At 62.3% G+C, this 12,617-nt stretch carries 13 protein-coding genes; 4 read left to right on the top strand and 9 right to left on the bottom strand.

Annotated features, from left to right (window positions below):
• Window positions 1–119 precede the first annotated feature (119 nt).
• From IVB54_RS26060 to IVB54_RS26075, 4 genes are all read left to right on the top strand, one after another.
• Window positions 120–2,408, top strand: coding sequence for a PBP1A family penicillin-binding protein (locus tag IVB54_RS26060; RefSeq protein WP_247776497.1), 2,289 nt, complete (start codon window positions 120–122; stop codon window positions 2,406–2,408).
• 8 nt (window positions 2,409–2,416) lie between these two features.
• A complete protein-coding gene (locus IVB54_RS26065; protein ID WP_018458537.1) occupies window positions 2,417–2,995 on the top strand; it encodes a DUF1214 domain-containing protein in 579 nt (192 codons plus the stop codon).
• Entirely contained in the window at window positions 2,992–3,576 is a 585-nt protein-coding gene (locus tag IVB54_RS26070; protein ID WP_018458536.1) for a DUF1254 domain-containing protein, read from the top strand. The genes IVB54_RS26065 and IVB54_RS26070 overlap by 4 nt, the downstream gene beginning before the upstream one ends.
• 424 nt (window positions 3,577–4,000) lie before the next feature.
• A complete protein-coding gene (locus tag IVB54_RS26075) occupies window positions 4,001–4,177 on the top strand; it encodes a hypothetical protein (RefSeq protein WP_018458535.1) in 177 nt (58 codons plus the stop codon).
• Between the two features lie 81 nt (window positions 4,178–4,258).
• On the opposite strand, the gene IVB54_RS26080 is transcribed toward IVB54_RS26075, so the two are convergent.
• The 9 genes from IVB54_RS26080 to IVB54_RS26115 form a co-directional block, all read right to left on the bottom strand.
• Complete coding sequence (locus IVB54_RS26080) at window positions 4,259–5,161, bottom strand: universal stress protein (protein ID WP_018458534.1); 903 nt, start codon at window positions 5,159–5,161, stop codon at window positions 4,259–4,261.
• A gap of 253 nt (window positions 5,162–5,414) precedes the next feature.
• Window positions 5,415–5,543 (bottom strand): hypothetical protein, encoded by a 129-nt coding sequence (locus IVB54_RS41485; protein ID WP_018458533.1) that lies wholly within the window; start codon window positions 5,541–5,543, stop codon window positions 5,415–5,417.
• A gap of 408 nt (window positions 5,544–5,951) precedes the next feature.
• Entirely contained in the window at window positions 5,952–6,302 is a 351-nt protein-coding gene (gene mnhG / locus IVB54_RS26085; RefSeq protein WP_018458532.1) for a monovalent cation/H(+) antiporter subunit G, read from the bottom strand.
• Window positions 6,299–6,580, bottom strand: coding sequence for a K+/H+ antiporter subunit F (locus tag IVB54_RS26090; protein ID WP_018458531.1), 282 nt, complete (start codon window positions 6,578–6,580; stop codon window positions 6,299–6,301). The genes mnhG and IVB54_RS26090 overlap by 4 nt, the downstream gene beginning before the upstream one ends.
• Window positions 6,577–7,065: a Na+/H+ antiporter subunit E gene (locus IVB54_RS26095; RefSeq protein ID WP_018458530.1), complete on the bottom strand. Its 489-nt coding sequence runs from the start codon at window positions 7,063–7,065 to the stop codon at window positions 6,577–6,579. Before IVB54_RS26095 ends, IVB54_RS26090 begins: the two co-directional genes overlap by 4 nt.
• A complete protein-coding gene (locus tag IVB54_RS26100; RefSeq protein WP_018458529.1) occupies window positions 7,062–8,693 on the bottom strand; it encodes a monovalent cation/H+ antiporter subunit D in 1,632 nt (543 codons plus the stop codon). The genes IVB54_RS26095 and IVB54_RS26100 overlap by 4 nt, the downstream gene beginning before the upstream one ends.
• Complete coding sequence (locus tag IVB54_RS26105; RefSeq protein WP_018458528.1) at window positions 8,690–9,031, bottom strand: Na+/H+ antiporter subunit C; 342 nt, start codon at window positions 9,029–9,031, stop codon at window positions 8,690–8,692. Before IVB54_RS26105 ends, IVB54_RS26100 begins: the two co-directional genes overlap by 4 nt.
• Complete coding sequence (locus tag IVB54_RS26110; protein WP_247776498.1) at window positions 9,031–11,952, bottom strand: monovalent cation/H+ antiporter subunit A; 2,922 nt, start codon at window positions 11,950–11,952, stop codon at window positions 9,031–9,033. Before IVB54_RS26110 ends, IVB54_RS26105 begins: the two co-directional genes overlap by 1 nt.
• Window positions 11,953–12,115: 163 nt before the next feature.
• On the bottom strand, window positions 12,116–12,271 hold the full coding sequence (locus IVB54_RS26115; protein ID WP_018458526.1) for a hypothetical protein: 156 nt from the start codon (window positions 12,269–12,271) through the stop codon (window positions 12,116–12,118).
• Window positions 12,272–12,617 lie beyond the last annotated feature (346 nt).

Consider the following 12,617-nt stretch of genomic DNA (forward strand, 5'->3'; position numbering starts at 1 on the left):
GAGTCCCCACCGTCGCTGGCCGGGCGCCTTGGGTTTGCCGCAACACTCCCGCAAGACGTCTCGATGCCGCCCCCGGCCGGGTGCTTGAACGCTTTCGAACCAAGCCGCAAGGGTTCTAGGTGCGCCAGATCATACCACCGCATTGGAAGGCCCGGATCCGGAATTTCTTCCTGGACCTCGATGCGCGCATCGACTCCTCGCTGTTCTCCTCGGCCAAGGGCATCCGCGAGCTCTACGAGCGCTACTCGACCTTCATGGACCGCTTCTATGTCGGGCGTTGGAAGCGCTGGGTGTTCATCGAGCCGCTGTCGGAGGCCGCGACGCTGGGCCTCGGCGGCCTGGTTGTGATGCTGACCCTGGCCATCCCCGCCTTCCGCGAGACCGCGGACGAGGACTGGCTGAAGAAGTCCGACCTCGCGGTGACCTTCCTCGACCGCTACGGCAACCCGATCGGCAGCCGCGGCATCAAGCACAACGATTCGATCCCGTTGGAAGATTTTCCGGACGTGCTGATCAAGGCGACGCTCGCGACCGAGGACCGCCGCTTCTACGAGCATTTCGGCATCGACATCGCCGGCACCGCGCGCGCGCTCGTCACCAACGCCCAGGCCGGCGGCGTCCGCCAGGGCGGCTCTTCGATCACCCAGCAGCTCGCCAAGAACCTGTTCCTGAGCAACGAGCGCACCATCGAGCGCAAGGTCAACGAAGCCTTCCTCGCGGTCTGGCTGGAATGGCGCCTGACCAAGAACGAGATCCTCAAACTGTATCTCGACCGCGCCTATATGGGCGGCGGCACCTTCGGCGTCGACGGCGCCGCGCATTTCTACTTCAACAAGTCGGCACGTGACGTGACGCTCGCCGAAGCCGCGATGCTCGCCGGCCTGTTCAAGGCGCCGACCAAATACGCGCCCCACATCAACCTGCCCGCCGCCCGCGCCCGCGCCAATGTCGTTCTCGACAATCTCGTCGACGCCGGCTTCATGACCGAGGGCCAGGTGTTCGGCGCCCGCCGCAACCCCGCCTTCGCGGTCGACCGCCGCTACGAGGCGTCGCCGAATTATTATCTCGACTACGCCTTCGACGAGATGCGCAAGCTGGTCGACACCTTCCCGAAATCCTACACTGAGCGCGTCTTCGTGGTCCGGCTCGCGATCGACACCAACGTGCAGAAGGCGGCGGAGGACGCGGTCGAGAACCAGCTGCGCCAGTTCGGCCGCGACTATCACGCGACGCAGGCCGCGACCGTCGTCTCCGATCTCGACGGCGGCATCCGCGCCATGGTCGGCGGCCGCGACTACGGCGCCAGCCAGTTCAACCGCGCCACCGACGCCTATCGCCAGCCGGGCTCGACGTTCAAGCCTTACGTCTACACCACCGCGCTCCTCAACGGCTTCACGCCGAATTCGATCGTGGTCGACGGCCCGGTCTGCATCGGCAATTGGTGCCCGCAGAACTATGGCCATTCCTATTCCGGCGCGGTGACACTGACGCAGGCGATCACGCGCTCGATCAACGTTGTACCAGTCAAGCTGTCGATCGCGATCGGCCAGAAGGAGCAGCCGAAGGCGCCGAACCCGGCCAAGATCGGCCGCGCCAAGATCGTCGAGGTCGCGCGCCGCTTCGGCCTCAAGGCACCGCTGCCCGACACGCCGTCGCTGCCGATCGGCTCGGACGAAGTCACCGTGCTCGAGCACGCGGTGGCGTACGCGACTTTCCCCAACCGCGGCAAGGCAGTGACGCCGCATTCCGTGCTGGAAGTGCGCACCGGCGCGGGCGATCCGGTCTGGCGCTGGGACCGCGACGGGCCGAAGCCGCGCCAGGCGATTCCCGCCTCCGTAGCCGCCGACATGGCCGGCATGATGAGCCACGTCGTCAGCGAAGGCACCGCGCGCCGCGCAGCCCTCGACGGCATTCCGACCGCGGGCAAGACCGGCACGACGAATGCGTATCGCGACGCCTGGTTCGTCGGCTACACCGGCAATTTCACCTGCGCGGTCTGGTACGGCAATGACGACTATTCGCCGACCAACCGCATGACCGGCGGCTCGCTGCCGGCGCAGACCTGGCACGACATCATGCTCGCGGCGCATCAGGGCGTCGAGGTCCGGGAGATCGCCGGTATCGGCATGGGCCAGAAGCTGCCGCCCGAGCGGATCACCAACGCACAGGCCAATGCGGCGCCGAAGGTGCTGGAGACCAAGCCCGGTCCGCCGCCCGTATTGACCAAGCGCGGCGCCGACGTTTTGGTGCGCGTCGAGAAGCTGCTGGATGACGCGGCCAGGACCGCGGCCAAAGCGGCCGCCACCGACCCCAAGCAAGCCAAACCGGCATCGTCCACGAGCGCGCTCGCCTTCCCGCAGAACTATGCGGAAGAGAATGCGAACGCATCCGCCCCGCGCAAGAACTGACCGAACAAGTGCGGCTGATCCTGATCACATTGACGGCCCTTCTGCTCGCAACCGTGGTGGGCGTCGGCGCGACCTGGATGACGACGACGCGCGGCACCGAGATCGGCGCGCTGACCATCGGCCCCTGGACCGCGCGTCCGCGCACCGGCACCGCCGACGTCGATCCCTATTCGCGCGCCACCATCGTGCGCAACGGCGAGCTGCCTATCGGCACCGGCGACGGCGTCGCCTTCACCGCCACCGCCGACGACAAGAAGAAGGTGCTCGACGGCCGCTGCGACGTCGTGGTCTCCGGCGTGACACCGCCGGCACGGTTCTGGACGCTGACGCTCTATGACCGCAAGGGTCATCTCGTTCCCAATTCGCTGCAGCGCTACGGCTTCACCAGCCAGGAGATCGTGCGGCAGTCCGACGGCTCGTTCGAGATCCGCATCGCCTCGCGCTCGCGCGCCGGCAACTGGCTGCCGACTGGCGGCATCGAACGCTACACGCTGATGCTGCGGCTCTACGACACCCCGGTCGGCGTTGCCACGCGCACCCAGCGCGACGCGCCGATGCCCACGATCACGACGGCGGGCTGCTCATGATCCGGCTGTTGTTCACCATCGTTGCCGGCGTGGTGCTGGGCCTCGTGGTCCATCTCGTCAGCGTGCTGGCGTTGCCGCGGATCGCGACCCAGGACGCCTATTCGCGGCTGACGCCGATGACGAAACTCAACGCCGTCACGCAGCTTCCGCTCGCCGATCCGCAGACCTCGCCGATGCCGTTCATGGACCCGGCCTTTGCGCTCGCGATCTGCCGCTACGATCTGTCGAACGGGCCGATCAAGCTGACGGTCCCCGTCAGCCAGGCCTACACGTCGGTGTCGTTCTACACCCGCAACGAGATCGCCTACTACGCCATCAACGACCGCTCGGCCGGCAAGAAGGTGATCGAGCTCGACCTGATGACCGAGCCGCAGCACAACGAGCTGCCCGAAGACGAAGAGATCACCGCCGCCGACCGCCTGATCATCGATTCCCCCAGCACCACCGGCCTGATCGTGATGAAGGCGCTCGCCCCCGAGCCCGGCCTGATGCCGCAAGCGCAGTCAACCCTCGCTGCCGCGAGCTGCGGACCGCAGACCGAGCCGCCGGCCAAGGCGGAAGCACCGCGCGGACGGCGCTGAGGTGCGGCTTCGGCGGCGCAAAAACAAAAAAACGAAAAACAACCCCATGCACAGTAGCGGGGGTATTGAAATCATTAGCCATTTTGATTGCACCAACTAGGCGTTTGCCGAACCGATACATCCCTGCCCGTCGTGCTGTTCAGCTTTGACACGTCGGGCAAAACACTGGCAGAATGGCATCATCGAAAGTTCACCCGCGCGGAGCAATCCGCCGCGGGTTTTTTCATGCCGGAGCGCAGGTGCCATGATCGAGAAACACTATTGTCCCCCGTGCGGGCGGGACTAGCGACGCTGATGTCCCGAGCACCGGTCTGTTACTTCAAGATCCGTGCTGATTCCAAATCCTCAATTCCGCTCGGTTTGGCGTCAACTGTTCCCGATCACGGACGGCCGGTCACCAAGTGCTAAACGCGGAGATTGAGCAATGCCAAAGCATGACGAAACATCGAAGCAGCGGGAGAAGCGGGAACTCGACGAGGAATTGGACCGGCAATTGCAGCAAACCTTTCCGGCCAGCGATCCGCTGAAGATCACGCGGGGCTCAACCAAACCACAAGCAGCAAAGCCGGCTGCGCGCGACAGCGAACGACGGCGCCGCTAGTCTATCGATCAGCCGACAGAGCGGGAGCCGTGGTCTCGCGGAAAGAAGGGTTCGCCGGCGAGCGATGAGCCGCGGTACGCGTCACGCCTTCGGGTCGGTGCCGATCAGCGGATTTGACATTGTGCGTTCAGAGCCGGCGGGAGGAACAACGAGAACGTCCACACTCAACGAACGCAGGACTTCTTCCGTTACGCTCCCGATCAAGGCCCGAACCAATCCAGATCGCCCGTGCGTCCCCATCACCAGCATGTCAGGCTGCCTCTCCGAAACAGCACGGGTGATGACCTGCATGGGCCCGCCCTCGCCGACCTGGAGAGACCATCGTTGCGTGCCGAGCTTGTTCGCCACCAGAAACTTCGTCAGCTCCTCCGTTGCCTTCAGACGCTCGCTATCGACATATCCGCTGATGACGGCCGCGCTCGCACCGGAGCGGACCAATCGCGCTTTCGTCATCGGCGAGAAGGCGTGAAGGATCGTTGTTGCGCCCTGTGTCAAGAGTCCGGTGGACAGCCCCACGCGGATTGCATCGGCGGATGTATCCGACATATCGACCGGCACCAGAGCGCGTTCATAGCGCCGCTGCGCCTCGTTGTTCACCATCAGAACCGGATACCTTCCTCCGCGAATTACACGCTCGATTGTGGTGCCTGTGAAGATGTCGCGCAGAAACTGCTTACGATGGGCTCCCATTACAACGAGATCCGCGTCGGCTGCTGCAGCCGCTCGCAATATCCCGTCAAAGGGATGGCCCTTGACCACGATCGGGTAGCACTGAACGTTTTGCAGCTCCGGCATGGATGCGATCTGCTCAACCAGCACCCGCTGTGCCTCACGCTCTTCGATGCGGATCAGCTCGGCTGGCTGATCCTCGTCGACGACATGAACAAGGTGCAGAGTTGCATCAGGGGAGCGCGCCAGGAGGCCGGCCTGCCGCAAAGCGCGATTGGACCGCGTCGAGAAATCTGTCGCAGCGACGATATTCATGTCAGAATCCTTACAATTGCGAACGGCCGCCGGCCCGATGGCCTGCCAAGCTCGACCAGCGCGGCAATTCGGTTGCCTTGCGGAGGGCCTATGACGCTGTTGCCTGCCAGCTTCGTTCGTCCGGTTTGGCCTGGACCGACGATCTGGAGCCGAGAAGCAACCAAGCATCGCGCCCCGCGAACATGCGGCGCACGATATCTTTCTCGCTCATAAGCAACTGTTGTACGCGGTGACGGAGGTGAACCTCCCAACGTCACCTTTTAGGATCGTGAGGAATTGGCGCTCGGCGGCGAGCGAATGCCTCGCGGAAGCCATCGGGATCTGAAATCCAGATGAACATGACCCATGAGGTCAGGACGAGCAGCGCGAAGAACACCGACATGAGAAACTCCCGGCTTTGGTTGCAGAAATGTTGAGGTACCATCCCGGACGATCTGAATCGTCCGGGTTACCGGCGGATCTGCAGCTGGGTCCTATAAATCCGGCGTCGCAGCGTTGTAGTCATCACTGCCTCTGTTTGCGGTGCGGCTCGCTTGCGAGCGGCATGTGCATTGCTCGCTCTGCCGGGCACCGAGCTTCCAGCCCTCGCGAACGCGGCATGGACTGAGTTCGGGGCTGATTGCCTCCGATCAGGCGGCCAACATGCAAAGACTTCGGCGAACTCGCCTACTACTCAGCGTCATGCATCATGTACTTAGAGGTGGGCATGCGATGCAGGAAATCAAATGCGACATTTAGCCTGGATTGACCGACTGGCCGGTCAAGGAACCAAAAAATCGCGCGTCTCGCGCTAATTGCCCTCTGGTCCGCGAACTTGCGCACTCTTTTCGGCGGTATCGCGAAATCGCGCTGCGCCCACCAATACGGTCAGCGCAATAGGCGTGGTTACCACGCCAAGCCCGATGATCAGGATTTCGTGCAGCACGGGCCTGCTCTGAAGTACCGAAAAGCAAACGATTGAAGCAGCTGCAATGAATACGGTGCCCAGCGTTGTCCCGAGCGTCGGCGCGTGGACCCGCTCGTAGAATGTGCCGAACCGCAAAAGGCCCAGCGAACCGACCAGTGTGGCGGCGGCGCCGACAAGAAGGAGAAATGCCGTGAGAGCCGCAGCCCAGGGCGGCAGGTGTTCGATGCCGTTCATTCCATCACCTCGCCGCGCAGCAGAAACTTCGCTAGCGCAACCGTACCAACAAAACCGAAGAGGGCCATGGCCAGAGCCGCCTCGAAATAGAGCGTTTCGCCGGATCGAATCCCGAACGTCAGAAGCAATAACATCGCGTTCACGGACAGCGTGTCGAAACCCAGAACGCGATCCTGTGCTCGCGGCCCCCGAAAGATGCGAGCCGCGCCACAGCCGATAGCCAACACCAGAAGTACCTGTGCGGCGACAAGCGCGTAGATCAGCAAGAGCTGGCTCATTCGAATATCTCCAGCAGATGGCGTTCGTAGCGCTGCTTGATCGTGCGGATCCACTCGGCTTCATCGACCAGGTCGAGAACATGGATCATCAACAAGCCCTTCTGTGCATCGAAATTCACCCACAGCGTTCCGGGCGTCGAGGTGATGATGCAAGCCAACATGGCCAGTCCGTAGGGATTGCGCATGTCGAGCGGAATGTTCACGAACCCGGATTTTCGCTGCCGGCGCCCAAAGCCGAGAATGATCCGGCCAACCGCCAAGTTGGAGCGGATGATATCAATCGCTACCAATCCCAACAGGCGGAGAAGGACGCCGGGTCGCCTGACGTGCGTGCTTGGCAGCTCCAGCACGGTGAGGATCCGCCCGCCGACGAGCGCGATCACACAACCGAGGAGGACATGTCCGACCGTGACTGCTTGATTGAGCAGCAGCCACAATGCGAGAAGACAGAAGCTCACCCGCGGAAAGGGCAGGAATCGCGTCATTCGCCACCCGCCTTTCGGCTGCCTTGGACGCTGATCTCCAGGACGTCGCTGACGTAGCCCGCCGGGGCGTGCAGCGATTGCGCCGTTGCCTGCATGAAACGCATCACCGGACCGGCGAGCACTGTCTGGGTCGCGCAAATGATCAACAGGAACATGATGGGCGCCATTTCGATCAGGCGCACACGCGGCACGGTGCGATCTGGCGAGGCCCAGAAGGAGCGGATACCTGCTCGGGTCAGCGCGACCAACGCCGCAAAACTGGACACGAGGAGCGCCAACAGGAGCGCCCATCCACTGCCGGGAACGGCACCGCCCGGATGCATGTCTGAAGGATGAAGCGCCGCCGTCAGCAGCGCGAATTTGGCTATGAACCCCGACAGCGGCGGAAGCCCGGCGATGACCAGGGCGCATCCGATAAAGGCGACGCCGAGCAATCCCATCGTGGCCACAATGGCCATGCCGACTTCCTCTTCGGTATCGTCCGCACCGTGGTCTTCTCCGTAAGCTTCTCGCGTGACGGCGATCACGTCAGCTCCGGGTTCGCGGCCGCGCTCGATGAGTTCGGCCAGAAGGAAGAACGCGCTGATGCCGAGAGTCGAGCTGACCAGGTAAAACAGTGCTCCGCCGGCGACACTGACTTGCCCGGTCCCGGTGGCTGCCAGCACGGTTCCGGAGGATACGAGCACCGAAAAGCCGCCGAGACGGGCGGTGTCCTGGGATGCCAATGTGCCGATTGCTCCGAAGGCGATCGTCGCCACCCCGCCCCACAACAGCCAGTCACTGCCGAAGCCCGCTGACGCGCCGCTGCCCTCACCGAAAAGCAACAGCGATAGACGCAGGATGATATATACGCCGACCTTGGTCATGATCGCAAAGATCGACGCCACCGGTGGACTCGCAGATGCGTAGGCCGTCGGCAGCCAGAAACACAGAGGCCACATGCCGGCCTTGAGCAGGAAGGCCACGGCCAGCATGCCGGCGCCTGCTTCGAGCAAACCGCGGCTCTCCGCAGCGATTGCAGGTATCCGCGCCGAGAGGTCCGCCATATTGAGCGTCCCGGTGACGCCATAGATCAGGCTGACCCCGATCAGGAACAATAGAGACGCGACCAGATTCACGACGATGTAGTGCAACCCGGCCTTCACCCGTGCAAGACCGGAACCATGCAGCAGAAGTCCGTACGAAGCGGCCAGCAACAACTCGAAGAAGACAAACAGGTTGAAGAGATCGCCGGTCAGGAAGGCACCATTGAGGCCCATCAACAGAAATTGAAAGAGCGGATGAAAATGCGCGCCTGTCCGGTGCCAACGGGCAAGAGAGAACACAACCGACGCCAACGCCAGGATGCTGGTCAGGAGCAGCATGAGCGCGGAGAGCCGATCGAGAACGAGGACAATTCCGAACGGAGCAGGCCAATCGCCCAGGCGATAGACTTCCCTGATTCCGGGGTGACCCGAATCAGACATTCCGAGCAAGATCACCGCGACGCAAACGAGTGCAACCGTTGCGGCGACATTGACCGCAGCCACGATGTTGCGGTGCCGCTCTCCATTCAAGAGCAGCATGCCTGCGCCGGCAAGCAGGGGCAGGACGATAGGCGCAACGACGAGATTTGCGATTCCGCTCACGCCTCGGGCTCCTGACCATCGACGTGATCGGTGCGAGCCAGGCCGCGCGACGCGAGGAGAACGACAAGGAACAACGCCGTCGTCGCAAAACTGATGACGATTGCAGTCAGTACGAGCGCCTGTGGTAGCGGGTCAGCATGTTTCGTTGCATCCCCGATCTCCTTTGCGATCAGCACCGGCGCTCCCGTCCGCACCCGTCCCATGGCCACGATGAAGAGATTGACGGCGTAAGAGAGCAACGAAAGCCCGATGATGACTTGAAACGTGCGCGGCCTGAGGATCAGCCACACTCCGGACGCCGTAAGCGCACCTATGCCGATGGCCAGGCTAAGCTCCATTACACCAACTCCTCTTTCGCTCGCTCATCGTGCGCGCGTTGCCCCGCCTGGAGCGGCACGCCATAGCGACGCAGCGATTGATGCGCGATTGCGATGAGCATCAATACCGTGGCGCCGACGACGAGCGAGAACACACCGATATCGAAGAGAAGAGCGCTGGCCGTGGGGACGCGACCGAGCAGAGGCAGTTCGGCATATGCAAAGTACGAGGTCAGGAAGGGGTGTCCGAAAACGCAGGCGGCAGCTCCCGCACACCCTGCCAGCAAGAGGCCGAAACCCATCCAACGCACCGGCATGACGTGAAGACGAGCTTCCACCCACACCGTGCCGCGAGCCATATACTGCAGGATGAATGCTGTTGCCATGGCGATGCCGGCGATGAAGCCGCCGCCCGGAAGGTCGTGCCCGCGCAAGAGAAGGAAAATGGAAACGACGCCGATCACGGGAAACAGCAGCCCCATCATCAATGCCGCGGTAGCAAGCGTGTCTTTGGCAGTGTCGCCCTTCTGTCGATCGGGATGAGCCTCGTCGTGGGCATCCTGGGCATGCTGCTGTTCGGGAACGGGAATGCTTTCGGGGGCCGGACGGAAACGGCGCAAAAGCGCAAAGACGGTCAGTGCGACGACCGCAAGCACGGTGATCTCGCCGAGCGTATCGAACCCGCGAAAATCCACCAGGATGACGTTCACCACGTTGGTTCCGCCCCCCTTCGTGTAGGCGTTTTCCACGAAGTATCGCGAAATGCTGTGGTTGTCCGGGAGCTGCATGGCCGCCAGCGCAAGCGTGCCCAAACCGAGCCCGGCGAGGAGCGCGATGGAGAAATCGCGAACGCGGTGCCACCGAATGCTGTCGGGCGCCTCTGCCGGGCCTGGTCGCGCGATGCGTTTCGGCAGCCACCGCAAGCCGAGCAACAGGAGAACCGTCGTAACCGTCTCAACGACGATCTGCGTCAGCGCGACATCGGGAGCGGATAACCAGACGAAGCTGACGCAGGTGACGAGACCCGCGGTCCCGAGCAGTATCAGCGCCACCACCCGATGAAATTTGGCCTGGACCGCGGCCGCCACCGCGCAGCCAACGCCCACCACCCAGAGTAGTCCAAAGACGAGGTCGAATTCCCTCCTTGACGGTCCCGTCAGCGAGAGGCCGCGGGCGTAGAGGGGCAGCAGAGCAGCGACGAACGCCACGCCAGCCAACAGTCTCAATTGTGGTTGGAGACGCCTCGTGCCGAGATTGGTGGCGAGCCATCGCGCAAACCGCCAGGACAATGTCACCAACACCCAGTCAAAGATCCGCTTGCCATTGATGCGACCGAGCAAGGGCGGTCCCTCATGCGCGAGCAGGTAGGAGCGCAGCATGACGTAGACGCCCAACCCACCGGCCATCGCTACGATGCTCATCAGAAGTTCAGGCGTAATTCCGTGCCAGAGACGAAGGCTGTACTCCGGCATCGCGGAGCCGAGAACCGCCCGGGCAGCCGTATCGAGGATCGGCGCCACTGTGAGAGCCGGCGCGACACCGACGATGAGGCATGCCAGCACGAGCAGTTCGGCCGGAAGTCGCATCAACAGGGGCGGCTCATGTGGAACGCGTGGCAAGCCGGTTGGAGCCGGGCCGAAGAACACGTCGCGAATGAAGCGCAGCGAATAGGCAACCGTGAACGTGCTGGCGAGAGTGACGATGTACGGCAGCGCCTGATCGACGAGGGAATTGTCATGGACCTCGATCGTCTCGGCAAAAAACATTTCCTTCGACAGAAAACCATTCAGCAACGGCACTCCCGCCATTGCCGCGGCAGCCACCATGGCCAGCGTCGCCGTAATCGGCATGAAGGCCCATAGCCCGCTAAGGCGGCGGATGTCGCGCGTGCCGGTTTCGTGATCGATGATGCCGGCCGCCATGAACAGCGATGCCTTGAAGGTCGCGTGGTTCATGATATGGAAAATCGCCGCGATCTGTCCGAATGGGGTATCGAGTCCGGTCAAAAGCGTGATCAATCCGAGATGGCTGATCGTCGAGTAGGCCAATAGCCCCTTCAGATCCTGCTGGAACACGGCGAGAAAGGCGCCCAGAAAAAACGTGATCAGGCCGATCGAGCCCACCAGCCACAGCCATTCATTCGTTCCACCCATTGCCGGCCAGAGCCGCACTAGAAGGAACACTCCGGCCTTCACCATTGTTGCCGAATGGAGATAAGCTGAAACGGGAGTTGGAGCGGCCATCGCGTGCGGCAGCCAGAAATGAAACGGGAACTGGGCGCTTTTTGTGAGAGCGCCGAGAAGGATCAGAACGAGTGCGGGGACATAAAGCGCGTGCGAACGGATCGCGTTTCCGGAAGCCAGCACCTGCTCCAGGTCATAGCTGCCGACGATGTGCCCGATGAGCAGCACGCCGGCGAAGAGGCAAAGCCCACCCGTCGACGTGATCACCAGCGCCATCCGCGCGCCGTCTCTCGCCGCCGCGTTGTGGTGCCAGTAACTGATCAGCAGGAATGAAAAGAGACTGGTCAGCTCCCAGAAAAAAACCAGTTGGAGCAGGTTGCCGGAGAGCACGATTCCCAGCATTGCTCCCATGAAGGCGAGCAGCAGGGAGAAGAACCGCGGAACGGGATCACTGGGTGACATGTAGTACCGGGCATACAGCACCACCAGAAAACCGATGCCGGTGATCAGCATGGCGAAGGCCCATGCGAACCCGTCAAGCCGCAGCACAAATGCGAGTCCAAGTTCAGCGACCCAGTCCGTTCGCCACCCGACAACGCCACCATTCGTCACGTTCGGATAAGCCGCGCCGATGAGGCAAAAAGCTGTAAGTGCGACCGCTCCAGCGAGCCATGCCTCAGCGTTGCGTGCATTGACCCGCAAGAGTGCCGCAATAAAGCTTCCCGCGAAAGGAAGGACGAGAACGGCAAGCAGGAACATTTGCGTTCATTGCCCCAGGCTGCGAGGTGGAGAGATGCTTTCGCTGATCCTCAATTGCTTAGCCGAGGCGGATCGATATCTCCACTGCTAGATTTTAGCGCCATTGTGATGGTTTGGCCGGAAACCGCCATTCCCGCGGACACTGGCTCCGCGATCGAGCGGTTCAGATCCAGTGTGGAAGGGTGCCAGTCGCGGCGGCAACGACGGCGGCGAGAGCGCCCAGCAACGCACAGAATCCGCAGAGCGCGATCCCCCGCCAGCCACTCATCTCGACCGGCTCGGTGTCCTCAGCTGGGCTGACCTCGAAGCGGTATCGCATGTCATGGCGCCCGTTCAGTGTTCCATCGCCAGGTGCAAGCGATCGATGCCGACTATAATAATGGTTCTGTAGAACTACGGCTCACATTCACGTCAAACCGCCGCCCGGGGCCTACCGGTGCGACAAGAGCGTTCGCCTGCAGCAACGTCAGCCTGTCCATCCCACGCGATGTAATCTTCGACGCACGTTCTTGCGCAGCTGGGTAGACCCGCGTGATTGTTCGATGTCTCACTTCAATGACGCTCCTTGTCTCCTCTCGATATTTCGCGTGTACAGGTGCTGTGCGGTTTCGTCGCAATGTTTCCAGGGAAATGAACCACTATAGTCAGAGCAACATGGCTTATGA

The sequence above is a fragment of the Bradyrhizobium sp. CW1 genome, from assembly GCF_023100665.1.
GTDB lineage: Bacteria > Pseudomonadota > Alphaproteobacteria > Rhizobiales > Xanthobacteraceae > Bradyrhizobium > Bradyrhizobium canariense_D.

Coding starts and splice junctions, on each gene's coding strand:
- IVB54_RS26105 (WP_018458528.1), bottom strand. CDS start 9,031: ATGGAGCTTAGCCTGGCCATCGGCATAGGTGCGCTTACGGCGTCCGGA.
- IVB54_RS41485 (WP_018458533.1), bottom strand. CDS start 5,543: ATGTCGGTGTTCTTCGCGCTGCTCGTCCTGACCTCATGGGTCATGTTC.
- IVB54_RS26095 (WP_018458530.1), bottom strand. CDS start 7,065: ATGACGCGATTCCTGCCCTTTCCGCGGGTGAGCTTCTGTCTTCTCGCA.
- IVB54_RS26080 (WP_018458534.1), bottom strand. CDS start 5,161: ATGAATATCGTCGCTGCGACAGATTTCTCGACGCGGTCCAATCGCGCT.
- mnhG (WP_018458532.1), bottom strand. CDS start 6,302: ATGAACGGCATCGAACACCTGCCGCCCTGGGCTGCGGCTCTCACGGCA.
- IVB54_RS26075 (WP_018458535.1), top strand. CDS start 4,001: ATGCCAAAGCATGACGAAACATCGAAGCAGCGGGAGAAGCGGGAACTC.
- IVB54_RS26090 (WP_018458531.1), bottom strand. CDS start 6,580: ATGAGCCAGCTCTTGCTGATCTACGCGCTTGTCGCCGCACAGGTACTT.
- IVB54_RS26110 (WP_247776498.1), bottom strand. CDS start 11,952: ATGTTCCTGCTTGCCGTTCTCGTCCTTCCTTTCGCGGGAAGCTTTATT.
- IVB54_RS26115 (WP_018458526.1), bottom strand. CDS start 12,271: ATGCGATACCGCTTCGAGGTCAGCCCAGCTGAGGACACCGAGCCGGTC.
- IVB54_RS26070 (WP_018458536.1), top strand. CDS start 2,992: ATGATCCGGCTGTTGTTCACCATCGTTGCCGGCGTGGTGCTGGGCCTC.